This is a genomic window from Kribbella sp. NPDC058693 (genome assembly GCF_042715335.1).
Lineage (GTDB): Bacteria > Actinomycetota > Actinomycetes > Propionibacteriales > Kribbellaceae > Kribbella > Kribbella jiaozuonensis.
Genome location: NZ_JBHXSQ010000004.1, coordinates 609,783 through 632,096, shown reverse-complemented (window position 1 = coordinate 632,096; position 22,314 = coordinate 609,783). Strand labels below are relative to the sequence as shown.

The window sequence follows — 22,314 nt, the reverse complement described above, 5'->3', positions numbered from 1 at the left end:
GGTGCCCCGTGGCCGTCAAGTGCCTGCCCACCTTTTGCGGCCGATCCCGGACTGCCGTCGCGGAGAATCTGCAGGAAGCGGGTATTCTTCGGCAGCTAACACGTTTCAAGTGCGCAGGGAGGTTCTCGTGTCGGTCGATGATGCGGAAGCCCTGCCTGAGCGGACCAGGCGGCGTCGTACCCCGAAGCCGCACGCGGCCGGCGTGAAAGCAGTGGCCGCCGCGGCCGGTGTCTCGCTGGGGACCGTCTCGAACGTGTTGAACCGGCCCGAGGTCGTCAGCCCGCTGACCCGCGCGAAGGTCGAAGCGGCGATGGCCTCGCTCGGCTTCGTCCGGAACGAGTCCGCGCGGCAACTGCGAGCGGGCTCCAGCCGGATCCTCGCCTACCTCATGCTCGACGCCGGCAACCCGTTCTTCACCGACGTCGCGAAGGGCGTCGAGGAGGCTGCTCAAGCGGCCGGGTTGTCCGTGTTCCTCTGCACCAGCAGCGAGGACGCGGACCGCGAGGCGGCGTACCTCGATCTGCTCGAGCAGCAACGCGTGCAGGGCATCCTGATCACGCCCATCGATCAGAACTCCTCCCGCCTGCGCAAACTGCCCTCCCGCGGTACGCCGGTCGTCGTCGTCGACCGCGCTCTCGACGAGGCCGAGCACTGCTCGGTCGCGGTGAACGACATCCTCGGCGGCGAGCTCGCGATCTCGCATCTGCTCGAGCTCGGTCACGAACGGATCGCGTACGTCGGCGGTCCGAACACGATCGGCCAGGTCGTCGACCGGCGCGAGGGCGCCCGCCGCGCGCTGCGGACGGCCGGAAAGCCCGCGGCGGATCTGATCGAGCTAACCACCGGCGCGCTGACCGTCGCCGAGGGCAGGGGCGCAGGGCAACGACTCGCCGGCCTCCCGGCGGACCGGCGACCGACCGCCGCATTCTGCGCGAACGACCTGCTGGCGTTGGGGTTGCTACAGCAGTGTGTGAGTCTCGGACTGCGCGTTCCGGAGGATCTCGCGATCGTCGGGTACGACGACATCGAGTTCGCCGAGGCAGCCGCCGTACCGCTGACGTCGGTGCGCCAGCCGCGGCAACTGCTGGGCCGGACCGCTGCCGAGTTGTTGCTGGACGAGTCCTCGAACCCGGACCACGAGCACCAGCGCGTCACGTTCACGCCCGAGTTGGTGGTTCGCACGTCGACCCGGGGCACTGTCTGAGCCGCGCTATGGTGGCCTAGCGAGGGTGGGTCGTCGTCTGGGCGAGGTGAGTCATGCGCATCGCTGGCGGGGGTTTGGTGCGGCGGTGGGGCGGCCGCGCTGTCGGCCTGGCGATCACCGGCGTCGGCCTGTACATCGTCGCGCCGAGCATCCTGTCGCTCTTCGGAGCGTGGCCACGACTCGCGGACGTCAATCCCTGGTGGTTCCCGGTCCTGGTGGTCCTGGAGGCTTGCAGCTTCGCCGGACTGTGGTGGCTGGCCAGGCTGTCACTGGATCAGCACACCGAGGACCAGGTCATCGCGGGGTGGGGGACCATCGCGACGGCCCAACTGGCCGGGAACGCGGCCAGCAAGGTCCTCCCCGGCGGCGCCGCCACCGGGAGCGTCCTGCAAGCCAGGCTTTTGATCCAAGCCGGACAGCCGGCTGCGGTCGTCGCCTCCGCCTTGACTGCGATCGGGTTGATCACGACCGGCGTGCTGTTGCTGCTGCCTGTGCTGACCGTCCCCGCCGTCCTGATCGGCCCGCCGCCCGCTCGGCAACTGGAGCTCGGCCTGCTGATCTCGCTGATCATGGCGGTCCTCATCGTCGGTCTGGGACTGGCTGCGCTCACCTGGCCGCGGTTCGTGGTGGTCGTCGGTCGCGGGGCCGGGCACGTCATTCACCTGGTCAAGCGCAGCGTGACGGCCGACAGTTGCGCGGCACAGTTGGTCACGCAGCGGGAGCGGGTCGCCGCCGCGTTCGAGGGCCGCTGGTGGTCCGCAGCCTTGGCGGCCGCGGCGAACCGGATGTTCGACTACGCGGCGCTTGTGGCCGCGTTGGCGGCGCTCGACGTACACGCTCGTCCTTCTATGGTGCTGCTCGCTTATGTCGTCGCACAGGCTCTGGCGATGATCCCGATCACGCCGGGTGGTCTCGGCTTCGTCGACGCCGGTCTGACTGCGCTGCTCGTGCTGATCGGGATCAGTCCGGACGCCGCACTCATCGGGACGCTTCTGTATCGGCTGGCGTCGTTCTGGCTACCGATACCGGTGGGCCTGCTGGCCTGGGCGGGCTGGCGGATCCATCTGCACATCACCCGGCCGGCTGGGGATGGCTAGACGCCGTACGCAGCCAGGAACACCTCGGCGGCCTGGTCGGCGAGCTTGTCCAGCTCGCCGGGCTTCGGACGCTGGCGGGTGCCGGCGAACATCGCACGGTTCATCGGCTTGTACATGACCAGGCCGGCGAACTGGTACGCCGCGAGCGTCGGGTCTTCGAGCTCTTTCAGCAGGCCGCGGTCGCTCAGTCTCGTCAGCGCCTGGCCGAGTGCGTCCAGGGACTGCTCGAAGCCACGGTTGAACCAGGCGCCGCACACCTCCGGGAAGCGGTCCGCTTCGGCGATCACCAGCCGGCGGAGCTGCAGCACGCTGTCGGCGGTGAGGCTCTGGAGCAGGCGATGGGCCAGCGCGCGCAGGGCTTCCCGGGCGTCGGCGGCTCCGTCGAGGGTGTCGACGTACGCCTGCAGTAGGCCGTCCAGCAACTGGTCGCTGGTGCCGAGGACGATCTCGGCGAACAGACGCTCCTTGTTCTCGAACTGCTTGTAGACGGTCTGTTTGGAGACGCCGGCGTTCGCGGCGACCTCGTCCATGCTCGCGCCGAGGTACCCGTGCTGGAGGAAGGCCGTGGTCGCGGCAGCCAGGATCGCGCGGCGTTTGCGGGGCGTCCGTCCTTCGATCTCTACCTGCTCCATGCCGAAATCATACTAGACAGTCCAGTTCTCTCGCGAGTACTGTACGGTCTAGTTCCCTGCGAATCGAGGAGAAGACCATGAGCACCGTGACATCTGCCGACGGCACGACGATCGCCTTCGACGCGTACGGCGAAGGCCGGCCGCTGATCCTGATCGACGGAGCCACCGCACACCGCGCCGTCAACCCCGCCAACGCGGAGGTCGGGCAGCTGCTGAGCGACGAGTTCCGCACGTACGTGTACGACCGGCGCGGCCGCGGCGAGAGCACCGACACCGCGCCGTACGCGATCGAGCGCGAGATCGAGGACATCGCCGCCCTGATCGAGGACGCAGGCCAGCCCGCCATCGTCTTCGGCTGGTCCTCCGGCGCCCTGCTCGCCCTGGACGCCGCCGCTGCGGGACTCCCGATCGCCGGGCTCGTCCTCTTTGAGCCGCCGGTCGTGGTCGATGACGTCCGCCCGCCGCTCCCGTCCGACTACGTCGAGCAACTCGACTCCTTCGTCGCCGAGGGCCGCCGCGACAAGGCCGCCGAACTCTTCATGACCGCCGCCGCGGGCCTCCCCGCCGAAGCCGTCGCCGGCATGAAGCAGTCCCCCTACTGGGCCCCCGTCGAAAAGATCGCCCACACCATCGCCTACGACGGCCGCATCATGGGCACCACCATGTCCGGCAACCCCCTCCCCGCCGACCGCTGGTCCACGGTGAAACTCCCCGTCCTCGTCCTCCACGGCGACAAAACCTGGCCCGCCCTCTCCTCCGGCGCCCAGGCCGTAGCCACCCACCTCCCCACCGCCACCCTGAACGCCATCCCCGGCGAAAACCACAGCACCGACCCCACCACCCTGGCTCCGGTACTGCGGACCTTCGCAGCCGGGCTCTGAGGTCACAGAGAGATCAGATTCCGGGCTAGCCCTTCACGTTGTGTGATCGGAGGCGTAACGTGCCGAACTCGACGGGTAATCACGGTGGCGCGGGCCCGTGGGGGGTCTGCCGGGACAAACTCGTGGGGGATGGCAATGGCAGAGGAAAGCTGGCATCAGGCACGCCTGATACCGACCTCGGGGATCAGCGGCGCCGACGAGCAGGAGCGCCGGGCCACGTCGGCTCTGCTCGCGGTGATGTCGTCGGTGCGCGAGTTCGGCCGGGTACTGACGCAACCGATCGGCGCCCCAGCCGGCCAACTGGAGACGTATATCGAAGTGCCGTTCTACTTGGGTGAGCGGCGCCTGTACCCGGACGGCCTCCTGCGTGCCCGGCGTGGGCAGAAAGAATGGACCGCCCTCGTCGAGGTGAAGACTGGCGTCAACGCTCTGGAGGCAGAGCAACTCGAGGCCTACCTGGATATCGCACGTGAGCAGGGTTTCGATGCGGTGGTCACGATCTCGAACGAGATTCCGGCAGTCGCCGGGCTACATCCGACCAAGGTCGACAAGCGAAAGCTGAAGCGGGTCGCGTTGCACCACTGGTCGTGGTCGATGGTCCTGGCAGAAGCCGTTCTGCAGAAGGAACATCGAGGCGTCGCTGATCCCGATCAGGCCTGGATCCTTGGTGAGTTGATCCGGTACTTGGAGCATCCACGGTCCGGCGCGTTGCAGTTCGACGACATGGGACCGTCCTGGGTGACCACACGGGAAGCCGTGGCATCCGGCACGCTCCGTCCCGGCGACAAGTGCGCTCCCGAAGTGGCAGCCCGGTTCGACGCCCTGCTGAGGTATGTCAGCCTCCAACTCGGCCGGAAGCTGGGTGATGACGTCACGCCCGCACTGTCACGCAAGGAACTGGCCGAGCCCGAACTGCGCTCGCAGTCGCTGGTGCAGTCGATGAGCACCCAGGGAACATTGCAAGGCTCGATCAACATCCCGAATGCAGTCGGTCCGCTGGGCGTCACCGCCGACCTGCGGGCAGGGACTGTCACGTGCCACGTCGACATCGCGGCACCACGAGACGGCCGCGCGACGACGCGAGTGAACTGGCTGCTCCGCCAACTGCGGCACGCCCCGGACTCGACGAGGATCGAGGCGTTCGTGATGCACGGTCGTGGAGCGGGTACTGCGGAACTGCTGCGTGCTGTCCGTGATCAACCGGCAGTGCTCATCGAGGACCCGAAGAAGGAACTGCGCTCGTTCCGGGTCGCTCTCGGGTCGCCACTCGGCAGCAAGCGCGGCCGCGGCCGCGGGTCTTTCATCGACTCGGTGGAGAACGCGATCGACAGCTTCTACGGCGACATCGTCCAAGACCTGCGGGCCTGGACTGCGGCTCCGCCGCGGCTACGTGAGTCGCCGGAGCAACCGGAGGAACGTCCGTCGTTGACCTCGACGGCGCTTTCGTCGCAGGACGGAGCCGACTCCGAACAGCCACCGAGTCAGCGGGCTGAGGACAGCGAGTTCTCGCCGACGGACGGTCACAACGAGCCGGTGGACACCGAACGGCCCGAACAAATGGCGGCGAGCCTGGCTACTGACGGGCCCGGGACGTCCGAGACCTCCACCTAACAACAGATCAATCCTCGATTGGCGCTCCCGTTGGACCCTGGGTGGGTGAGATGGTTTGGGGGTGGACAGGGATGGGTTCTGGGGTCTTGTCGAGGACGCTCGGGCCTCGGTGGATGACACCGTGGCTGATCCGGACGGGGTTGCGGACGCGTTGACCAAGGTGCTGGGTGCGGCGGAGGCCGAGGAGATCGCCGGGTTCGGGGTCGAGCTCGCGCGGTTGCAGGTCGAGTCGTACCGGTGGGACCTGTGGGCGGCGGCGTACCTGATCAACTCCGGTGCTTCGGAGGACGGGTTCGATTCGTTCCGTGGGTGGTTGATCGCCCAGGGGCGTGAGGTCTGGGACGCCGCGCTGGCGGGGCCGGACTCGCTCGCCGACGTGGTCGACGAGGACCGGCCGGAGGGGTTCGAAGGGTTCGACGGCGAAGGGATGCTGCACGTCGGCAGTCACGCGTACAAGAACGTGACCGGCGACGAAGCGGCGTACTGGAAGGCTGTTGACGCCGACGCGCCGGACACGCCGGACCTGCCGGTCGGCCAGGAGATCGACTTCGACGACGAAGAGGATCTGGAAGCTCACCTGCCTCGGCTGGCGGCGCTCTACCTCGACAGCTAGGCCGGCTCGCCGCTCAGGCGTTCGATGGCGGTGCGGAGGCGACGGCGCCAACCGGACCGGCCGGCTTCCTCGTCGGCGGCGGCCAGGCTGACCAGATGCTGCGCCATCTCGAAGCCCTCGGCGGTCTGCGGCTCGACATCGGTCAATGCCGGCTGCGGCTCGTCATGGTCGTACCCGAGCGACTGGTTCCTCCACCCGAACCCGTCCGGCACCAACAGCTCCGGTACGAGCGTCTCGTGGCTGAGCGACATCAGCTCCTTGTCGCCGTTCCCGATGCTGAAGATCGTCGTACCGCGTCGGCGTACGTCGCTGACGCGCTCCAGCAAGGTGTCGGCCGGATTCTCCTCCGCGACCACCAGCAGCGACTCACCACGACCAGCGTCCTGCAGCCGGTCCAGACCGATCGCCAGGTGTGGCGGTGCGCCCGGCGGCGGTGCCCAGCGGACCAGTGAAGGCCGTGCGTCCTCGATGCCGGCCCGGTGAAGCTCGTCGTCCAGATGCGCGGTCAGGTGCCACGGCTCCTCGTCGACCGGTCCGAACAGCATGAGCCCACTACGTCTCGTCGTGAACCGCCGCAGTGCATAGCCGAACTCGGTCGTCCGGCTCCCCAGGTCAGTACCGCTCAGCATCTCCCGGAGGAGCGAGGCTCTGGTCAGATCCACACCTCAGGCTAACCGGTCCGCCTTCGACTGTAGGTAGTTCCGTTCCGGCACACTCGTCGTACGACGGGCCGCCAGCAGGTAGCTCTCCCGCGCGGCCGCGGCGTCACCGGACATCTCCAGCAGATGCGCGCGGACAGCCTCCAGCCGGTGGTTCATCCGGTCGTCCGCCTCGAGTGGCTCAAGTACGGCGAGCCCCTCCTTCGGACCCACCGCCATAGCAACAGCAACGGCGTGGTTGAGCTTCACCATCGGGTTGTCGACCAGCTGCTCGAGTACGTCGTACAGCGCGACGATCTGCCGCCAGTCTGTGTCGTCAGCGTGCTCAGCCGTGTCATGCACCGCAGCGATCGCAGCCTGCACCTGGTACGGCCCCAGCTGCGACCGGGACAGCGCATCGGTCACCAACGCCTCTCCCTCGACGATGGTCGCCTTGTTCCACTTCGACCGGTCCTGCTCGGCCAGCGGTACCAGCGACCCTTCCGGACCGGTCCGCGCCGGCCGACGCGCGTCGGTCAGCAGCATCAGCGCCAGCAGCCCCGCCACCTCGCCGTCATCCGGCAGCAGCTTCCGTACGCCGCGCACCAGCCGGATCGCTTCCGTCGTCAGCTCCGCGCTGTGCAACGACGTACCGGACGACGCGGTGTAGCCCTCGTTGAAGATCAGATACAGCACATGCAGTACTGCGCCCATCCGCTCGTCCCGCTCCGCCTCCGGCGGCATCTCGAACGAACTGCCGGCCTGCTTGATGCTCCGCTTCGCCCGGCTGATCCGCTGCGCCATCGTTGCCTCCGGCACCAAGAACGCGGCCGCGATCTGCGCGGTGGTGAGACCGCCGACCGCACGCAACGTCAGTGCGATCTGAGACGCCGGCGACAGCGCCGGGTGGCAGCACAGGAACAACAGCGTCAGCGTGTCGTCCCGGCCACCCGGATCGTCGATCTCCGGGCCTGAGGCAACAAACTCCTCCGGCGCGGAGAGCTGGGCCGCGTTCTCCTCCCGCCGTCGCCGCGCCGACTCACTGCGGAGCAGATCGGTCAGCCGTCGCGACCCGACCCGGATCAGCCAACCACGCGGATTGTCCGGCACGCCTTCGCTGGGCCACTGCTGTGTGGCCGCGAGCAAAGCCTCCTGGACCGCCTCTTCCGCCAGATCGAAGTGCCCGTAGTGCCGCACCAGCGCACTCAGCACCTGCGGCGCCTGCTCCCGCAACAGGAGCTCGAAGTCACTCACATTTCCAGCCCAGACGCATCCATCACAGGTCGCACCTCCACGGCGACGTACTCCGCGTCCGGCATCCGGGCCGCGTACCCGATCGCCTGGTCGATGTCGTCGCACTCCACCAGGTAGAACCCGGCCAGGTGCTCCTTGGCCTCGGCGTACGGCCCGTCCGTGGTGGTCGTGGTGTCGTCGCGCACCTGCACGGTCCGCGTGGTGATGGGGTCGGCCAGCCCGGCCGCACTGACCAGGAGGCCCTGCTCGGTCAGCTCCCGCGTCAGCGTCTCATGGGCGGTGCTCAGCCCCTCGCGTTGCTCGGCCGACAGGCTCGCCCAGCTCTCGGGGTTGCTGTAGATCAGCAGCATGTACTTCACAGGCACCATCCTGTCCCTCGCGGAGGCCCCTGTGACCCCCTGTCACCCGGTACGTCGAAACAAGCCGTCCCAACTTCGACAGATCCAGAATGTCGAACTCCGCCCGACCGGCGCCGACGTCTCCACCGAGTGACGCTCAGCCGGGGCGTCCCGGTGTACTGGAGATTCCGATGGTTTCGCATTCGAAGCGCTGGCTGGCGCTGGCACTGCTCTGTCTGACCGGGTTCATGATCATTCTGGACGCGTCGATCGTGCTGGTCGCCGTGCCGTCGATCGAGCGCGAACTGACGTTCTCGACCGGCGGGGTGCAATGGGTGCCCAGCGGGTACGCACTGATGTTCGGCGGCCTCCTGCTGCTCGGCGGCCGGATCTCCGACCTGCTGGGTCGCCGGCGTGTGTTCATGACCGGACTGCTGTTGTTCGCCGGGTCCTCGCTGCTGTGCGGGTTCGCGTGGAGCGGTGACGCGCTGGTGCTCGCGCGGGGTCTGCAGGGCGCGGCGGCCGCCGTACTGGCACCGAGTGCGTTGTCGATCGTGATGACGACGTTCCCGTCCGGTGCGGATCGCAACAAGGCACTCGGCATCTGGGGCGCGACCAGCGGAGTCGGAGGTACGGCGGGGTCTCTCATCGGCGGACCGGTGACAGACGGACTCGGCTGGCAGTGGATCTTCTTCATCAACGTGCCGGTGTGCCTACTGGTCGTCGTACTCGCACCCATGCTGCTGATGGACAGCCGTGGACCAGGACGCCGCGGTTTCGACGTCGCCGGTGCGGCCACCGTGACCGCAGCACTCATCGTCCTTGTGTACGCCGTCATCGAGGCCCCTGAGTCGTCGGCGCTCCAGACCGTGCTGCTCGTCGTCCTCTCGGCCGGACTGTTCGCCGCATTCGTCCTGGTGGAGAAGCGATCCGCCGCACCGCTCGTACCGCTGCGGATCTTCCACTCCCGCGCACTGGTCGGTGGCAACCTCATCACGGTCGCCTGGGGCCTGGCCGCGTTCGGACTCAACTTCGTCTACACGCAGTACGCCCAGCTGGCACTCGGCCTGTCCGCGGTCCGCTACGGCCTCATGTCCGCCGTACTCGCGGCTGCCGCAGTCGTCGGGTCCATGACCGGCCAGCACCTCGTCACGCGAGTCGGACCGCGCTCGGTGGCGTTCGTGTCGCTACTGATCGCCGGAGCCGGTACGACGCTGATGACTCAGCTCACCGTGGACTCCGGGTACTTCGAGCTGGCGTTCTGGGGTCTGACGATCTTCGGCGCCGGACTGGGTGCCGGAACGGTCGCAGGCTCCATCGCTTCGCTCAGCGACGTACCCGGCGAGGACTCCGGCGTGGCATCCGGTCTGCAGAACGCCAGCTTCCAGATCGGCGGTGCGATCGGCGTCGCAGCCGTCTCCGCGGTGGCTACAGCCAGTACGGCGGGAACCACGCCGGCGGACCTGACCCACGGGTACCGGATCGCGTTCGCGACGGTGTGGATCTTCATCGCGATCGGTCTGGCCGGCTGCGGACTGCTGCTCACCCGGAACCGTTCACGCCGGCTCGAAGCAGTCGCGTCCTGACATCAAACGGTTGTTGGAGGTTCGGGGCCGGAACTGTGGGCACCTGGTTCGTGTGGCTGCCAGCGACCGCCCGGCGGCTCTTGCGAAGGAGGCTTCATGCTCATCCTCGGTTTGATCCTGCTGATTCTAGGATTCTTGCTGAGTATCCCGATCCTGTGGACCATCGGCATTGTGCTGCTGGTGGTCGGAGCGGTGCTCTTCCTGCTCGGATCGACGGGCCGTGCTGTCGGCGGACGCCGGCACTGGTACTGATCCACCCCTGACCCTGCAGAACAGGACCTCGCGGACCACGAGTCCGCGGGGTTCTGTCCGTCCGCGTCGCTACGGTGAACCCATGAAGTACGTCGTGATGATCTTCCGCAATCTCGACCGCGCCTGGACCGAAGAGGACCAGCGGGGCGTCGTCCGGTTGACGCGGCTCAAGCGGGACCTTGCCGAGTCCGGCGAGCTGGTCAGCTCGGAGGGCCTGCTGCCGCCCGAGGAGGGCCGGATCGTGCAGATCCGCGACGGCGCGCAGGTCGTCACCGACGGGCCGTTCGGTGAGGCGAAGGAGCAGCTCGCCGGGTACTTCCTGGTCGATGCCGTCGACGACGACCGCGCGCAGGCGATCGCGGCTCTGGTCTCGGCCGCGGCCGGCGATCGCGTCGAGCTCCGCGGCACGCTGATCTCAGCGGGGATGCCAGACGAACTCGGGTGACCGCTTCTGCGTGAAGGCGTCGATCCCTTCCGCGAGTTCACCGGATGCGATCGTCTCGCGATACCGCCGTACCGCTGCCTCATCGGCGTTTTCGCCTGCCAGCAAGGCGTTCACCGATTCCTTGGCCGAGCGGATCGTCAGCTGCGACCGCGACACCAACGTCTCCGCGAACGCCTCGGCCGCCACCATCGGGTCGTCGGCCACGCGATCGACCAGCCCCTTCAGCTCGGCCTCGTCCGCGGTCAGCAGTTCCCCGCTGAAGAGCAGGTACTTCGTGGTCGCGGGGCCGACCAGGTCGAGCAGGACCTTGATCGCGGCCGGCGGGTAGACGACGCCGATCCGCGCCGGCGTGACCCCGAAACTCGCATCCCGCGCGGCGAACCGGAAATCGCAGTTCACCGCGATCTCCAGGCCGCCGCCGATGCAGTGCCCGCGGACCACCGCGATCGTCGGCTTCGGGAACTCCCGCAACGCCGCCTGCGCCCGCAGGTTGAACGCCCGCAACTCGGCCATCGGATCGGCCGGATCGTCACCCGAGATCAGCTCCCGGATGTCCGCACCGGCCGAGAAGCTGGGCCCTTCACCGGTGACGAGGAGGACCTTGACCGCGTCGTCACCCGCCAGCTCTGCGAGGAGCTCAGGCAGCGCCGCCCACATCGCCCGGGTCAGCGCGTTCCGCTTCGCGACCCGGTCGATCACCAGCCGGGCGACCGCGCCACGCTCGATCCGAAAGTCCACGCGGGCAGTCAACCAGCAACCGCCGTACACCCGCCGCGCTATGGATCACATCGCTCGTTTGGCGCGGGACTTCGCGCGGGCCATCCGGAACAGGTACGCCGGGGTCGGCGGCACCCAGCCGAGTTGCTGCGCCTGGCCGAGGTCGTCTCGGTTGGCCCAGTGATCGACGACCATGCCGTCCTCGATTCGGAACCAGTGCGACTGCGTGACCGCGAACGTCTTGCCGGTCGGCGGGAACGCGGTATCGACCTCGCCGTCCGGTGTGTAGACGACGAACGGCGCCACGTGACGCCCGCTCATCGTGGTGTTCACCGCCACTAAGTTGCCATCAGCAACGACATGGTGGATCTCGTAGGCCAGCCCCTCGAACGCGGTCCGCAGCCAGCGTGCGGTGGCGTGGAACCCCTCCGGTCCACCCACCCGGCACTCCGGTGGCTCGACCTTGCCCTCGCGGTTCACCGCGTGCGGATGGATCAGCTCGTCGAAGTCGGACCGCTCCCCGTCGGCCATGATCAGGATGCTGCGGACGGCGAGGTCACCGGCCGACACGCCTGCTGTCGTAGTCATGATGTCCCCCAATAATTCGATACAGTGTGACTGTACTCAAAAGCATGGGATGAGAAGTGGCTGACGTCAAGAGGAATTACGACGCGTCGACCCGGCGCGAACGCGCCCAGCAGCGACGCCGTGACGTCGTGGTCGCAGCACAGGAGCTGTTCGAGGCGGACGGGTTCCAGGCAACGACGATCAGCGCGGTCGCGCGGCGGGCCGGGGTATCCGCGGAGAGCATCTACAAGGGATTCGGCACCAAGGCGGCGCTGGCCAAGGCCGTGTTCGACTTCGTGATCGCCGGCGACGACGAGCCGGTGCCGATCGCGGAACGCCCCGAAGCGCTCGCGCTCCAGCAGGAGCCCGACGTACGGCGGAAGCTCCAGCTGTACGTCGTCGGGCTGGTCGAGCGGCAGCAGCGGTCGGCGCGCGTACAGATCCTGATCCGGGACGGCCGGCACGGCGACGAGACCCTGCGGGAGACCTGGCAGACCTTGCTGGACGAGCGCCTGGTCGGGATGACGATGTTCGGCCGCCACCTGCTCGAGACCGGCGACCTGCGCCCCGGGATCACGCTCGAAGAGGTCGCGGACGTGCTGTGGACGTACATCTCGGTCGAGCTCTACGAGCTGCTCGTGCTGCTCCGCGGCTGGAGCGCCGAGCGGTACGGCGACCACGTCGCGGCCGCGATCACGACGGCCATTTGTCCACCAAGCGTTTGATCTCGGAACGGTCACATCCGGATAGCGGCCAAATCACGGTCCGAACGAGCCTGTGGATGTTCGTAATGCGTTAAGAGTGGGGGCCGATTCGAACCCGCGCGGCGAAGTGTGCTTGACTCCCCGGGTCGATAACGTTTTGGTCTCGGCAGATTGGGTTCGGCACAGTGTCAGAAGGACGGCATAGACAGGCGCGGCACCGGCAGCAGCGCAAGAAGGTGATCCAGCCAGGTCTGGCGAAGGTTGTGATCCCCGGCGCGGCAGTGGCCCTGGTGGCCACCGGCTCGGCAGCCGCACTCCCCGCCCAGCACGTGAAGTTCGACCCGTCGATCGCCAGCTCGTCCCTGCAGCTGTCGCGCGACACCACGATCAGCCGGGACGCCCTGCGTCCGCCGATCAGCGCCACGTCGACGACGCCCAGCGCGGCTCCCAAGCCGAAGGCGTCGCCGACCGCGAAGCATCTGAAGAAGCAGGCGCCGATCCCGACGCCGACGTCGGTGAAGACCCGCGCGGCCGCCGAGGCCAACGCCGCACCGCCGAAGATCAGCGGCACGAAGTACACCACCACCGACGTGAACCTCTGGTCGCTCCCGCTGACCGGCGTGCTGCTGGACGTGCTGCCGAAGGGCACCAAGGTCTCGGTCAGCGGCAAGATCGACGGCATCTGGGCCGAGGTCGTCAGCGACGGCAAGTCCCGCTGGGTCAAGGCGCAGTACCTGTCCGCGACCAAGCCGGCCGCAACCGTCGCCGGCGGGATCTCCCAGGCGGCCTGCAAGTCCGGCTCCGCCATGGAGGAAGGGCTGACCCAGGACGCGATCAGGGTGCACCGGGCGATCTGCGCAATGTTCCCGGACATCACGTCGTACGGCGGGCTCCGGTCCGGCGACAGCGGTTCGGAGCACTCGAGCGGCCGCGCGGTGGACATCATGATCAACAGCTCGTCGGAAGGCCAGGAGATCGCGGACTGGTTGAAGGCGAACTACAAGAAGCTCGGCGTCAGCCAGCTGATCTGGGAGCAGCACATCTGGACGGTCCAGCGCAGCAGCGAAGGCTGGCGCGCGATGGAGGACCGCGGTGGCGCGACCGCGAACCACATGGACCACGTGCACGTGTCCGTGTACGGGAACTCCGGCACGGTCTGAATATCTGAGGCGCCCTGAGCGATCCGGTCCCTTGACCCTCCTGGGGACCGGATCGCTTTTCTACGGCCGGATGTTGGCGTTCAGGTGGAAGAAGTTCGTCGGGTCGTAGGCGCGCTTGACCTCGCGCAGCCGGTGCAGATCCTTGGCGTCGTAGGCCGTGTCCGCGCGGCCCGGGTCGCCGAGGAAGTTCACGAACGTGCGGCCCGAGCTGGGTAGACCGGCGACCTCGCGGTCGACGATCAGCGAGTACGACGCCTGCCGGTGACCGACCGGTCCCGCGCCGGGGCCTGGGTTGGCCATCGCGCCGCCCCAGTGCCGGACCTCGACGGTGGCGTCCTCGAGCTCGGTGACGAGGTCGATCACCTCGTCCGTCAGCGTGTCCAGGAAGTCCAGGTGGCGCGCGGGTGTGCCGCCCATCGCGGCATCGGCGTACTCGATCGTCTGCAGTTCGCCGGCGAGGCGCTGGCCGGCGATGGCGAAGAGCGGCTTGAGCAGGTGTTCGGCGACGTCGGCGGCACCGGCGTACATGACCTTGATCGCGACGGCGCGCTGCTCGGTGCCGGGGATGCGGGTCAGGACGACCGCGGTGCTCAGCTCGTTGGGGATCGTCGCGGTCCAGTCGCGGTACGTACGCAGGATCGCGGCGGCGCGGTCGATGCCGTAGTACACGATGCCTGCGTGCACCTGGCGGACCGGGTAGAGGCGGAACTCGAGCGAGGTGACGATGCCGAAGTTGCCGGTGCCGCCGCGGATCGCCCAGAACAGGTCTGCGTGGTGTTCGGCGCTCGCGGTGACCGTACGTCCGTCGGCGGTGACGACCTCGGCGCGGATGACGCTGTCGGCGGCGAACCCGTACTTGCGAGCCAGCCAGCCCACTCCGCCGCCGAGCGTGTATCCGGTGACGCCGACGTCGCGGTGCGAGCCGGACAAGGGCGCCAGCCCGAACTGCCTCGCCGCGTCCAGTACGGCGCCCCAGCGAGCGCCCGGCGCGACCTTCGCGACCCGTCGCTCGGGGTCGATCAGCACTGACGTCATCGGCGTCGTCTTCAGGAGGATGCCGCCGTCCGCCGGCACACGCGTCCCGTGCCCGGTTGCCTGCACAGCGATCGGTACGCCGTAGTCGCGGGCCGTCCGGACCGCTGCTTGTACGTCGGTCCGGCTGAAGGCCTCGGCGACCAGCAGCGGGCGTGAGTCCACTGACGGGATCACAGAGCGCCGCTGCTCGTCGTACTCGACCTCTCCGGGCTGCCGGACCGCACCGTTGAACCCAGCCCCCAACAGCCCCGCGACAACGTCACTGGCAACCGCTGCAATCGCCTGCGTAGACATCGATCCCACTCCCTCGCCGTATCAGCTCCTGCTCATACGTCGAAGAAGAGACCCCGTTATCGACACACTTTCCGGATGACCCACACAATCTCGGTCTCAGGCTCCACGCTGACCAAGCACTACACCTCCTGGTCCCGCAACGAGCCCGACCGCGAGTGGGCCGCCCTCACCCTCCTGTCCGCGGCAGCCCCCGAGCTGGTCCCGCACCCTCTCGCCAGAACCCCCGCCCCGTCGCTGACCATGACAGTCGTCCCCGGCCAGCCCCTCACGACCCCTCTGACCTCCGCCCAAATCACAGCGCTGGGCGACGCGCTCGAGGCCCTCTGGTCATTCCCGCCCGACACCCTCCGCCAGATCGACCTCCCCGCTCTCGTAGACCGCACCCGCACCGGCCTGACCGCTCTGCAGGACGCCGACGGCGTGATCGCCCTCGCTGCCCGCGCCTGGCTGGAGAACGAGCCGCCTGACCTGTCCGCCGTACAGGAGCCGGTGGTCGCCCACGGCGATCCGAACCTCACCAACTACCTCTGGGACGGCACCCGCATCCGGATCATCGACTTCGAGGACGCCGGCCTGGGTGACCGCACCGTCGAGCTGGCCAACCTCGTCGAGCACCTGTCCGGCCGCGAGACCGACTGGACCCCACTGGTACGACGGTTCGGCCCAGCCGCAGAGCGGTTCCGGGCAGCGCGCTGCCTCTGGGCCGGGTTCTGGCTGACGCTGATCGGGCCGGGCGGACCCAGTGCCCACCGCAATCCACCTGGTACCGCGGAGGCACAGGCCGAGCGGGTGCTCAGGCTGGTAGCGGGATGACCTCGAGTCGCTCCAGGTCGGCCAGGATGTCGATCTGAGTGATCTTGCCGTCCTTCACAACAACGGCCATGACCCCCACCAGCCGGTCGTTGACCACAGTGATGACCCCAGGCACACCATTGACCAGCGCCACCCGGTTGTACGGCGCCATCCGGCTGAACAGGAGCGCCTGCTCGACAACAGCCTTCGCGCCACGCACCAGCTTCGACACAGCCGGCCCAGCGAACTCCGCACTCGCCGCACCGGCGTCCGCACGCAGCAGGACGTCCGGGTCGAGAAGCTCGAGCAACGGCTCGAACTCACCGCCGCGCGACGCCGCCAGGAACGCCTCGACAACCTTCTTCTGCCGGGTCATGTCCCCGTCGCTCGTCGGAGCACCCTGCACCCGCCGCCGAGCCCGACTGGCCAGCTGACGCGTCGCAGCGGGCGACTTGTCCACAATCCTCGCGATCTCGTCGAACCCGACCCCGAACATGTCGTGCAGTACGAACGCCAACCGCTCCGCCGGCGACAGCGTCTCCAGTACGACGAGCAGCGCCAGCCCGATCGCATCCGCGTGGACCGCCTCTTCCTCAGGCCCCAGCTCGCTGATGATCGGATCCGGGACGAAGGTGTCCAGTGAGTCCTCCCGCCGCGACTTCCGGCTGCGCAGCAGGTCCAGACACACCCGCGAGACCACAGTGGTCAGCCAGCCGGCCAGGTTGCCGACATCGCTCACGTCGCTCCGGCTCAGCCGGAGCCAAGCCTCCTGTACGGCGTCCTCCGCCTCGGCCACCGACCCGAGCATCCGGTACGCGACCGCCCGCAGGTGCGCACGGTTCTGTTCGAACTGCCGCGCCAGCTGTTCGTGGTCGTCCACCGGTGCCTTCTCCTGTCGCATCACTTCCCTGACGAATGGGACCACCATGATGTGACAACGCGCCCGATCCGCTCATGATGGGGTCATGAGTCAGGTGCGTGGTGACTTGGTGTTCGAGGACGACTTCGATGCGTCGTCGCTCGACCTGGCCGTCTGGTCACCGCATTACCTGCCGCAGTGGAGTTCGCGTGCCGCCTCCGCGGCGATGTACCAGCTGGGCGACTCGTGCCTGACGCTCAGCATCCCGGTCGACCAGAGACTGTGGTGCGAGGGCGACCACAAGCCGGACCTGCGCGTCTCGGGCATCCAGTCGGGCAACTACTCGGGCCCGGTCGGCAGCGCGGTCGGACAGCAGCCGTACCGCGAGGGACTGGTCGTCCGCGAGGAGCAGGAGCCGTTCTGGGGCTGGACCCCGAACGGCGGGTACGTCGAACTCCGCGCCCGCGCCGAGCTGAGTCCACGGTCGATGGTGTCGCTCTGGATGGTCGGACTGGAGGAGCAGCCGGATCAGTGCGGCGAGATCTGCGTGATGGAGGTGTTCGGGGATGCTCCCGCCGACATCGGCATGGGTTTGAAGACGATCCGCGATCCCGCCGTACCGCAGGACTTCGAGGCGGTCCGGCTGCCGATCGACCTGCGTGAGTTCCACACGTACGCGGTCGAGTGGACCGGTGGTGAGGCGACGTTCTTCGTGGACGGCGCTGCGATCCGCAGCTGTCAGGGCGCGCCGACGTACCCGCTGCAGCTGATGCTGGCCGTGTTCGACTTCCCGGAGCGGTCCGGTGCGGAGCATGTGCCGACGTTCACCGTCGACTCCATCCGTGGATGGAACGTTGCGGAGGCTTTGGTGGCCTGACTAAGGTCAGTGTCATGTTCCAGCGCGCAGGTATGTGGTGGGCCGTCGACTGACGGCCTGACTCCGCGCGTACCCACCCGGCCGTCTCCTGCGAGGCGGCCGTTGTGATGTCTCCTCGTGGGCGGCCCAGCACCCTCGAGGACATCCGATGGCGACAACACTCCGGACCTGGTCCGGCCTGATCTCCGCACTCCTGGCCGGCTCCGACCTGTCGGCGGCGGACACCGGCTGGGCGATGGACCAACTGGTGCTGGGCGACGCGTCACCGGCCCAGATCTCCGGGTTCCTGATCGCCCTGCGCGCCAAGGGCGAGACTCCCGACGAGCTGACCGGTCTGGCCGAGGTACTGCGCTCGCACGCAACGCCGGTGCGGATCCGCGGACCGTTCGTGGACATCGTGGGTACGGGCGGCGACCGGACCGGAGCGGCGAACATCTCCACCATGGCTGCAGTGGTTGCAGCCGCTGCCGGAGTCACCGTGGTCAAACACGGTGGACGTGCTGCGTCGTCGTCGGCCGGTGGCTCCGGTGATCTGGTGGAGCATCTGGGCGTACCGCTCGACCTGTCGGCGTCCGAAGCCGCACAGGTCGCGGCTGAGGTCGGTCTGACCTATCTGTTCGCTCCACGCTTCAACCCGGCGCTGCGTCAGGTCGCCGTCGTACGGCGGGAGCTGGCCGTCCCTACGGCCTTCAACGTGCTGGCGCCGTTGCTGAACCCGGCTGACCCTGCACATCAGCTCGTCGGGGTCGCCAACGCTCAGATGCTGCCCGTGCTGGCCGGTGCGCTCGCCCAGCAGGGTAAGTCTGCGCTGGTGGCGCGTGGCGACGACGGTCTCGACAAGCTCACTACTACTGGCTATTCACGCCTGTGGATCGTGCACGGCGGCTCTGCGACGGAGACGGTGTTCGACCCACGGTCGCTCGGTCTCCGTCCATCGACACTGGCCGACCTGCAAGGTGGCAACCCGGCGTTCAACGCGAAGGCTCTGCGCGCTCTTGTCCATGGAGCACCCGGCCCGCTGCGGGACGTCGTACTGCTGAACGCCGCAGCCGCCGTCGCCACGCTCTCCCTCGGCAAGGCTCCGCTCGCCGAGCTGTTGGCGGATGCGCTGGACCGCTGCCGCCACGCCACCGACACCGGCCGGGCCGCTCAGGTACTGGATGCCTGGACCAGCCGGTCGCTAGCGTGCCAGTAATGCAAGAACTCCTGGATGCTGCGCGAGCCGGTGACGAGCACGCCTTCGCACAGCTGGTCGATCCGTGGCGCGGTGAGCTGCACGCTCACTGCTACCGCATGCTCGGCTCCGACGCCGACGCGGAGGACGCGGTCCAGGAGACGCTGGTGCGTGCATGGAAAGGTCTGTCCGGGTACGAGGACCGCGGCTCGATCCGCCCGTGGCTCTACAAGATCGCCACCAACCGCTGCCTCACGCAGATCGGCCGCCGCTCCCTGGAGGAGCTCGAGCCTTACCCGGAGAGCCGTCTCTCGTGGACCACCTCGCTGAGCCCCGAGGCCGAGCTGCTAGCGCTGGAGTCCGTGGAGCTCGCGTTCGTCGCGTCGCTGCAGCACCTGTCTGCGTTGCAACGTGCAGTGCTGCTACTACGCGACGTACTGGCGTTCAGTGCCCGTGAGGTGGCCGAGGTGCTAGAGACATCGGTTGCTGCAGTCAACAGTGCGCTGCAGCGAGCGCGGGCGGTGGTGAGCGCAGTACCGAGTCAGCAGCAGGCTCTGCACGCGCTGGGTGAGTCAGGCGAGCGGGACCTGGTACGGCGGTACATGGCCGCGTGGGAGGCCCGTGACGTCGACACGATCGTGGCGATGCTGGCCGACGACGCGAAGTACTCGATGCCGCCGTTGCCGGACGTCTTTGTGGGACATGCGGCGATCCGGACGTTCCTGCTCGACGGACCGCTGCAGAGCGAGTGGCGGTTCCTGCCGGCCCGGGCGAACGGGCAGCTCGCGTTCGGGACGTATCTGCTCGACGGCGACCGGTACGTGCCGGGCGGACTGGATGTCGTCGTACTGCGAGGCTCTGTGATCGTCGAGGTGGTGTCGTATCTGGAGGCGGACTTCCCGTCGTTCGGACTGCCGTCGTCGCTGCCGCGATGAGTTTGCGGAGTCGGCCGGGTTGTAGGGGGTGAAAGCAGCCTTCCCGAGGAGAGACATGACTGACGAGCAGGAGATCCGCGCACTGATCGAGAACTGGGTCGACGCGGTACACACCGGCGACCTGGACACGGTGCTCGCGGACCACGCCCCGGACATCGTGATGTTCGACGTGCCACCGCCGTACGACGGAGTGCGCGGGCTGGAGGCGTACCGCGAGACGTGGCCAGGGTTCTTCGAGTGGCAGAAGTCCGGGGCGTCATTCGCACTGGAGTCGCTGGAGGTGACGGCCGGCGCGGATGTGGCGTTTGCCTTTGGCCTGCTGCGATGTGGGATGCCCGACGACAACCCAGAGCTACGCCTACGCCTCACCATCGGTCTGCAGAAGGTCAGCGGCCGCTGGACCGTCACGCACGAGCACCACTCGTTCCCACACGACGACGCGCCCGCCTCCGAGATCGTCGCAGTACTCGACCGGTGGAGCGCGGACACGGCAACCGGCGACCTGGACGCGCTGATGGAGCCGATCGTCGACGACGTCGTCTCGTACGAGATCGACGGGAACTACACCGGCAAGTCAGCGGTCCGCGAGGTCTGCGCGTCCGGACTGGCCTCCAGCCCTGACCCGATCAGTTTCACCATCCCCGACCCCACGATCGAGTCAGCCGGCAACCTGGCCGTCGCATGGTCCATCGACCACATCACCGCCGAGAACACCGAGACCACTTCCCGCGCCACCCGGGTCTTCCGCCGGACCAACAGTGGCTGGCAACTGATTCACCAGCACCTGTCCTACCCGGCGACGTAGTTGCTGATGGCATCGATTATCAGTTGGGGGTTGCGAAGGCTCGGGTAGTGGTCGGCGCCGGGGAGCCAGGTGAACTGGGAGCCGGGGATGCGGGCGGCCGCTGCGCCGGCTGAGGCGATGGCGATCGGGCGGTCCTTGTCGCCGACCATCACGGTGGTCGGCGCGTGGATCTCGTTGAGTCGGTCGTAGACGGGAAGCTCGGGCTTGAGGTACATACCCTGTTCGAACCAGGCCGGGGCGGCAGCACGAAGCTGGTCGACCACAGCGTCGTCCGTGACGGTTGGCGCCCACACCGGCAGGCCGAATTCCACCAGGCCGTCCACATCCCGGTTGGCGATCAGTTCGTCGTACTGCGCGTCCAGGTCCGGCTCCTCGAGTACCGGGAAGCCGCGGACGCTCGGACAGAGCAGCACGAGAGCGTGCACCCGGTCCGGATGCGTGAGCGCAAAGCTGATCGCAGTACCGCCGCCCATCGAGCAACCGACCAGGACGGCCCGCTGCAGGTCCAGCTGCTCCAACACGCTCACCAGGTCGTCCACCAGCGAGAACTCCGCGGTCGGCAGCGGTGAGCGCCCGTAGCCGCGTACGTCGTACCGGACGATGCGCCGTCCGCTGAGCCCGTCCACTACCGGGTCCCACACCCGGGAGTCCCCGGTGCCTGGATGCAGGAAGACGATCGGTACGCCGTCCCCGGCCAGATGCTCGGTCCACAGGGCGTCTTGTCCAACCGGAATCCTTAGCTCCATCCCCTCAGCATGCCCGTGCGCCCGTACCAGTGCCGCCCGGCGCGCAGGTGCGACACGAACGCGCGCTGCAGCGAGGTGTCCTGGGGCATGGCGGCCAGGTCCAGCGCGCCCTCGGGCACCGGCAGCTGCAGCCCGAGGCGCATCAGCTCACGGTCGCCCTCGGTCGGGTCCTCCGGTGGCAGTAGCGGCAGCAGGTCGAAGCGCTGCTGGAAACGGATGATGTTGGAGTCAGGCCGCAGGTACTCGGCCAGCTGCGGGTCCAGCAGCCAGGAGTGGCAGACGAACGCATGGATCGGTTCCTCCGGGTACCAGCGCTTGAACGACTCGACGGCAGTCGCAACGGACTCCTCCGACTCCTGTACGTCGAGTGGTCCGCTCGGTGGGATGTGGATCATCAGCAGATGTCCCGAGACTCCATCGCCCAGGCCCAGCTGGGCGCGGGTGAAGTCGTGCCGGCCGATCTCGTAGTCCGCGCCGCGGAATCGCAGCGGTGGACCCCAGAGCGGCATCAGTCCGACACCCGCACGACCGAAGACCTGCCGGTGCGTCGCCATCACTCCACCCAGCGCGCAGACCGTCGCTCTGGTCACCGAATCCGGCACACCGCGCTCCGCATGCAACTCCAACAGGCGCGGCAGGTTGGCCAGCAGGGCCCAGGCGTTCGCGAACAGCCCGACCGGTGTCGCGTCCTGAGGTACTGCGGGCCAGCCGCGGAAGCCGGTCGACGGAAGTGCGAGCCCCATGTCCCGCTCGACCTCGCCGGCCAGGGCGGACGCGATCGTCCACCACTCGGGGTCGTTGTCCGGGTCGGGGCGCGCTGCCAGCATCTGCTCCCGGTCAGGCGCCGACACCCCGCAGTACTCGATCAACGCCTCGGCGTCCTCCGGCACCTGTAGTCCGTCGCCTACCTCCAAGCCCTGGAACCGCGATCGGGCCTGCTCGGAGAAGCCCACTCGTTCAGCCGCACTCAGAACGTCCACAACCAGTTCCCTCCGCCACATCGTCAGTTCCTCGACCCCACCACGGGCCGGAGGTCTCGCGCACGACTTTTGTGTCCTAGCTCACGGATACGCTCTGCCCAACATCGAAATCCTGGGA

25 protein-coding genes are annotated in these 22,314 nt (G+C 68.1%); 15 read left to right on the top strand and 10 right to left on the bottom strand.

What is annotated here, in order from left to right; translation table 11 throughout:
* The first annotated feature begins 127 nt into the window (after window positions 1-127).
* Both ACFWUU_RS29360 and ACFWUU_RS29355 read left to right on the top strand, forming a co-directional pair.
* Entirely contained in the window at window positions 128-1,204 is a 1,077-nt protein-coding gene (locus ACFWUU_RS29360) for a LacI family DNA-binding transcriptional regulator (protein ID WP_233714816.1), read from the top strand.
* 53 nt (window positions 1,205-1,257) lie between these two features.
* A complete protein-coding gene (locus ACFWUU_RS29355) occupies window positions 1,258-2,301 on the top strand; it encodes a YbhN family protein (protein ID WP_380180069.1) in 1,044 nt (347 codons plus the stop codon).
* On the opposite strand, the gene ACFWUU_RS29350 is transcribed toward ACFWUU_RS29355, so the two are convergent.
* On the bottom strand, window positions 2,298-2,933 hold the full coding sequence (locus ACFWUU_RS29350; protein ID WP_137255676.1) for a TetR/AcrR family transcriptional regulator: 636 nt from the start codon (window positions 2,931-2,933) through the stop codon (window positions 2,298-2,300). The two genes, ACFWUU_RS29355 and ACFWUU_RS29350, sit on opposite strands and share 4 nt — an antisense overlap.
* 77 nt (window positions 2,934-3,010) lie before the next feature.
* Here ACFWUU_RS29350 and ACFWUU_RS29345 point away from each other — a divergent pair, with 77 nt between their 5' ends.
* The 3 genes from ACFWUU_RS29345 (at window position 3,011) to ACFWUU_RS29335 (ending at window position 6,038) form a co-directional block, all read left to right on the top strand.
* Window positions 3,011-3,814: an alpha/beta fold hydrolase gene (locus tag ACFWUU_RS29345; protein WP_380180068.1), complete on the top strand. Its 804-nt coding sequence runs from the start codon at window positions 3,011-3,013 to the stop codon at window positions 3,812-3,814.
* 135 nt (window positions 3,815-3,949) lie between these two features.
* Complete coding sequence (locus ACFWUU_RS29340; protein ID WP_380180067.1) at window positions 3,950-5,425, top strand: hypothetical protein; 1,476 nt, start codon at window positions 3,950-3,952, stop codon at window positions 5,423-5,425.
* A gap of 61 nt (window positions 5,426-5,486) precedes the next feature.
* Complete coding sequence (locus ACFWUU_RS29335; RefSeq protein WP_380180063.1) at window positions 5,487-6,038, top strand: DUF4240 domain-containing protein; 552 nt, start codon at window positions 5,487-5,489, stop codon at window positions 6,036-6,038.
* Here ACFWUU_RS29335 and ACFWUU_RS29330 read toward each other — a convergent pair.
* Genes ACFWUU_RS29330 through ACFWUU_RS29320 form a run of 3 tightly spaced genes read right to left on the bottom strand, consistent with a single transcriptional unit; the run spans window position 6,035 to window position 8,280 of the window.
* The gene (locus ACFWUU_RS29330) at window positions 6,035-6,700 is read right to left on the bottom strand and encodes a hypothetical protein (protein ID WP_380180060.1); all 666 of its coding nucleotides are present in this window, start codon (window positions 6,698-6,700) and stop codon (window positions 6,035-6,037) included. The genes ACFWUU_RS29335 and ACFWUU_RS29330 overlap by 4 nt on opposite strands.
* 3 nt (window positions 6,701-6,703) lie before the next feature.
* Entirely contained in the window at window positions 6,704-7,930 is a 1,227-nt protein-coding gene (locus ACFWUU_RS29325; protein ID WP_380180058.1) for an RNA polymerase sigma factor, read from the bottom strand.
* On the bottom strand, window positions 7,927-8,280 hold the full coding sequence (locus ACFWUU_RS29320) for a YciI family protein (protein ID WP_233714929.1): 354 nt from the start codon (window positions 8,278-8,280) through the stop codon (window positions 7,927-7,929). Before ACFWUU_RS29320 ends, ACFWUU_RS29325 begins: the two co-directional genes overlap by 4 nt.
* Window positions 8,281-8,459: 179 nt before the next feature.
* Between ACFWUU_RS29320 and ACFWUU_RS29315 the strand changes: the two genes are divergently transcribed.
* From ACFWUU_RS29315 to ACFWUU_RS29305, 3 genes are all read left to right on the top strand, one after another.
* Window positions 8,460-9,854, top strand: a complete 1,395-nt coding sequence (locus ACFWUU_RS29315) for an MFS transporter (RefSeq protein WP_380180056.1) — start codon at window positions 8,460-8,462, stop codon at window positions 9,852-9,854.
* A gap of 96 nt (window positions 9,855-9,950) precedes the next feature.
* Window positions 9,951-10,106, top strand: coding sequence for a DUF6131 family protein (locus tag ACFWUU_RS29310; RefSeq protein WP_166679556.1), 156 nt, complete (start codon window positions 9,951-9,953; stop codon window positions 10,104-10,106).
* Window positions 10,107-10,188: 82 nt separating this feature from the next.
* Complete coding sequence (locus ACFWUU_RS29305; protein WP_380180054.1) at window positions 10,189-10,551, top strand: YciI family protein; 363 nt, start codon at window positions 10,189-10,191, stop codon at window positions 10,549-10,551.
* Here the strand turns inward: ACFWUU_RS29305 and ACFWUU_RS29300 are convergent.
* Together ACFWUU_RS29300 and ACFWUU_RS29295 are read right to left on the bottom strand one after the other, a co-directional pair.
* Window positions 10,522-11,289 (bottom strand): enoyl-CoA hydratase/isomerase family protein, encoded by a 768-nt coding sequence (locus ACFWUU_RS29300; RefSeq protein ID WP_380180052.1) that lies wholly within the window; start codon window positions 11,287-11,289, stop codon window positions 10,522-10,524. The genes ACFWUU_RS29305 and ACFWUU_RS29300 overlap by 30 nt on opposite strands.
* 45 nt (window positions 11,290-11,334) lie before the next feature.
* Window positions 11,335-11,856, bottom strand: a complete 522-nt coding sequence (locus ACFWUU_RS29295; protein WP_380180050.1) for an ester cyclase — start codon at window positions 11,854-11,856, stop codon at window positions 11,335-11,337.
* Window positions 11,857-11,912: 56 nt separating this feature from the next.
* On the opposite strand from ACFWUU_RS29295, the gene ACFWUU_RS29290 reads away from it, so the two are divergent.
* Together ACFWUU_RS29290 and ACFWUU_RS29285 are read left to right on the top strand one after the other, a co-directional pair.
* A complete protein-coding gene (locus tag ACFWUU_RS29290) occupies window positions 11,913-12,560 on the top strand; it encodes a TetR/AcrR family transcriptional regulator (protein WP_380180048.1) in 648 nt (215 codons plus the stop codon).
* Between the two features lie 164 nt (window positions 12,561-12,724).
* Window positions 12,725-13,699 carry an SH3 domain-containing protein gene (locus ACFWUU_RS29285; RefSeq protein ID WP_380180046.1) on the top strand — a complete coding sequence of 325 codons (975 nt, stop codon included), beginning with the start codon at window positions 12,725-12,727 and terminating at the stop codon, window positions 13,697-13,699.
* Window positions 13,700-13,759: 60 nt separating this feature from the next.
* Here the strand turns inward: ACFWUU_RS29285 and ACFWUU_RS29280 are convergent, their stop codons facing one another.
* Window positions 13,760-15,028, bottom strand: a complete 1,269-nt coding sequence (locus tag ACFWUU_RS29280; protein ID WP_380180044.1) for an FAD-binding oxidoreductase — start codon at window positions 15,026-15,028, stop codon at window positions 13,760-13,762.
* A 75-nt stretch (window positions 15,029-15,103) separates the two neighbouring features.
* Here ACFWUU_RS29280 and ACFWUU_RS29275 point away from each other — a divergent pair, with 75 nt between their 5' ends.
* Complete coding sequence (locus tag ACFWUU_RS29275) at window positions 15,104-15,841, top strand: aminoglycoside phosphotransferase family protein (protein WP_380180042.1); 738 nt, start codon at window positions 15,104-15,106, stop codon at window positions 15,839-15,841.
* On the opposite strand, the gene sigJ is transcribed toward ACFWUU_RS29275, so the two are convergent.
* On the bottom strand, window positions 15,822-16,700 hold the full coding sequence (gene sigJ, locus ACFWUU_RS29270; protein ID WP_380180040.1) for an RNA polymerase sigma factor SigJ: 879 nt from the start codon (window positions 16,698-16,700) through the stop codon (window positions 15,822-15,824). The two genes, ACFWUU_RS29275 and sigJ, sit on opposite strands and share 20 nt — an antisense overlap.
* A gap of 85 nt (window positions 16,701-16,785) precedes the next feature.
* On the opposite strand from sigJ, the gene ACFWUU_RS29265 reads away from it, so the two are divergent.
* From ACFWUU_RS29265 to ACFWUU_RS29250, 4 genes are all read left to right on the top strand, one after another.
* Entirely contained in the window at window positions 16,786-17,556 is a 771-nt protein-coding gene (locus ACFWUU_RS29265; RefSeq protein ID WP_380180038.1) for a glycoside hydrolase family 16 protein, read from the top strand.
* A gap of 148 nt (window positions 17,557-17,704) precedes the next feature.
* Window positions 17,705-18,751, top strand: coding sequence for an anthranilate phosphoribosyltransferase (gene trpD, locus ACFWUU_RS29260; RefSeq protein WP_380180036.1), 1,047 nt, complete (start codon window positions 17,705-17,707; stop codon window positions 18,749-18,751).
* Window positions 18,751-19,665 carry a sigma-70 family RNA polymerase sigma factor gene (locus ACFWUU_RS29255; RefSeq protein WP_380180034.1) on the top strand — a complete coding sequence of 305 codons (915 nt, stop codon included), beginning with the start codon at window positions 18,751-18,753 and terminating at the stop codon, window positions 19,663-19,665. The genes trpD and ACFWUU_RS29255 overlap by 1 nt, the downstream gene beginning before the upstream one ends.
* A 55-nt stretch (window positions 19,666-19,720) precedes the next feature.
* A complete protein-coding gene (locus tag ACFWUU_RS29250) occupies window positions 19,721-20,470 on the top strand; it encodes a YybH family protein (RefSeq protein ID WP_380180032.1) in 750 nt (249 codons plus the stop codon).
* Here ACFWUU_RS29250 and ACFWUU_RS29245 read toward each other — a convergent pair.
* Window positions 20,455-21,216 carry an alpha/beta fold hydrolase gene (locus ACFWUU_RS29245; protein WP_380180030.1) on the bottom strand — a complete coding sequence of 254 codons (762 nt, stop codon included), beginning with the start codon at window positions 21,214-21,216 and terminating at the stop codon, window positions 20,455-20,457. The two genes, ACFWUU_RS29250 and ACFWUU_RS29245, sit on opposite strands and share 16 nt — an antisense overlap.
* Window positions 21,207-22,196: an acyltransferase domain-containing protein gene (locus ACFWUU_RS29240; RefSeq protein ID WP_380180028.1), complete on the bottom strand. Its 990-nt coding sequence runs from the start codon at window positions 22,194-22,196 to the stop codon at window positions 21,207-21,209. The genes ACFWUU_RS29245 and ACFWUU_RS29240 overlap by 10 nt, the downstream gene beginning before the upstream one ends.
* Window positions 22,197-22,314: the final 118 nt, after the last annotated feature.

What these genes read in the sequence shown, in the direction of transcription:
- ACFWUU_RS29265 (WP_380180038.1), top strand. Translation starts at nt 16,786, where the DNA reads ATGAGTCAGGTGCGTGGTGACTTGGTGTTCGAGGACGACTTCGATGCG.
- ACFWUU_RS29355 (WP_380180069.1), top strand. Translation starts at nt 1,258, where the DNA reads ATGCGCATCGCTGGCGGGGGTTTGGTGCGGCGGTGGGGCGGCCGCGCT.
- trpD (WP_380180036.1), top strand. Translation starts at nt 17,705, where the DNA reads ATGGCGACAACACTCCGGACCTGGTCCGGCCTGATCTCCGCACTCCTG.
- ACFWUU_RS29345 (WP_380180068.1), top strand. Translation starts at nt 3,011, where the DNA reads ATGAGCACCGTGACATCTGCCGACGGCACGACGATCGCCTTCGACGCG.
- ACFWUU_RS29310 (WP_166679556.1), top strand. Translation starts at nt 9,951, where the DNA reads ATGCTCATCCTCGGTTTGATCCTGCTGATTCTAGGATTCTTGCTGAGT.
- ACFWUU_RS29255 (WP_380180034.1), top strand. Translation starts at nt 18,751, where the DNA reads ATGCAAGAACTCCTGGATGCTGCGCGAGCCGGTGACGAGCACGCCTTC.
- ACFWUU_RS29275 (WP_380180042.1), top strand. Translation starts at nt 15,104, where the DNA reads ATGACCCACACAATCTCGGTCTCAGGCTCCACGCTGACCAAGCACTAC.
- ACFWUU_RS29305 (WP_380180054.1), top strand. Translation starts at nt 10,189, where the DNA reads ATGAAGTACGTCGTGATGATCTTCCGCAATCTCGACCGCGCCTGGACC.
- ACFWUU_RS29250 (WP_380180032.1), top strand. Translation starts at nt 19,721, where the DNA reads ATGACTGACGAGCAGGAGATCCGCGCACTGATCGAGAACTGGGTCGAC.
- ACFWUU_RS29320 (WP_233714929.1), bottom strand. Translation starts at nt 8,280, where the DNA reads ATGCTGCTGATCTACAGCAACCCCGAGAGCTGGGCGAGCCTGTCGGCC.
- ACFWUU_RS29340 (WP_380180067.1), top strand. Translation starts at nt 3,950, where the DNA reads ATGGCAGAGGAAAGCTGGCATCAGGCACGCCTGATACCGACCTCGGGG.
- ACFWUU_RS29280 (WP_380180044.1), bottom strand. Translation starts at nt 15,028, where the DNA reads ATGTCTACGCAGGCGATTGCAGCGGTTGCCAGTGACGTTGTCGCGGGG.
- ACFWUU_RS29315 (WP_380180056.1), top strand. Translation starts at nt 8,460, where the DNA reads ATGGTTTCGCATTCGAAGCGCTGGCTGGCGCTGGCACTGCTCTGTCTG.
- ACFWUU_RS29245 (WP_380180030.1), bottom strand. Translation starts at nt 21,216, where the DNA reads ATGGAGCTAAGGATTCCGGTTGGACAAGACGCCCTGTGGACCGAGCAT.
- ACFWUU_RS29350 (WP_137255676.1), bottom strand. Translation starts at nt 2,933, where the DNA reads ATGGAGCAGGTAGAGATCGAAGGACGGACGCCCCGCAAACGCCGCGCG.
- ACFWUU_RS29295 (WP_380180050.1), bottom strand. Translation starts at nt 11,856, where the DNA reads ATGACTACGACAGCAGGCGTGTCGGCCGGTGACCTCGCCGTCCGCAGC.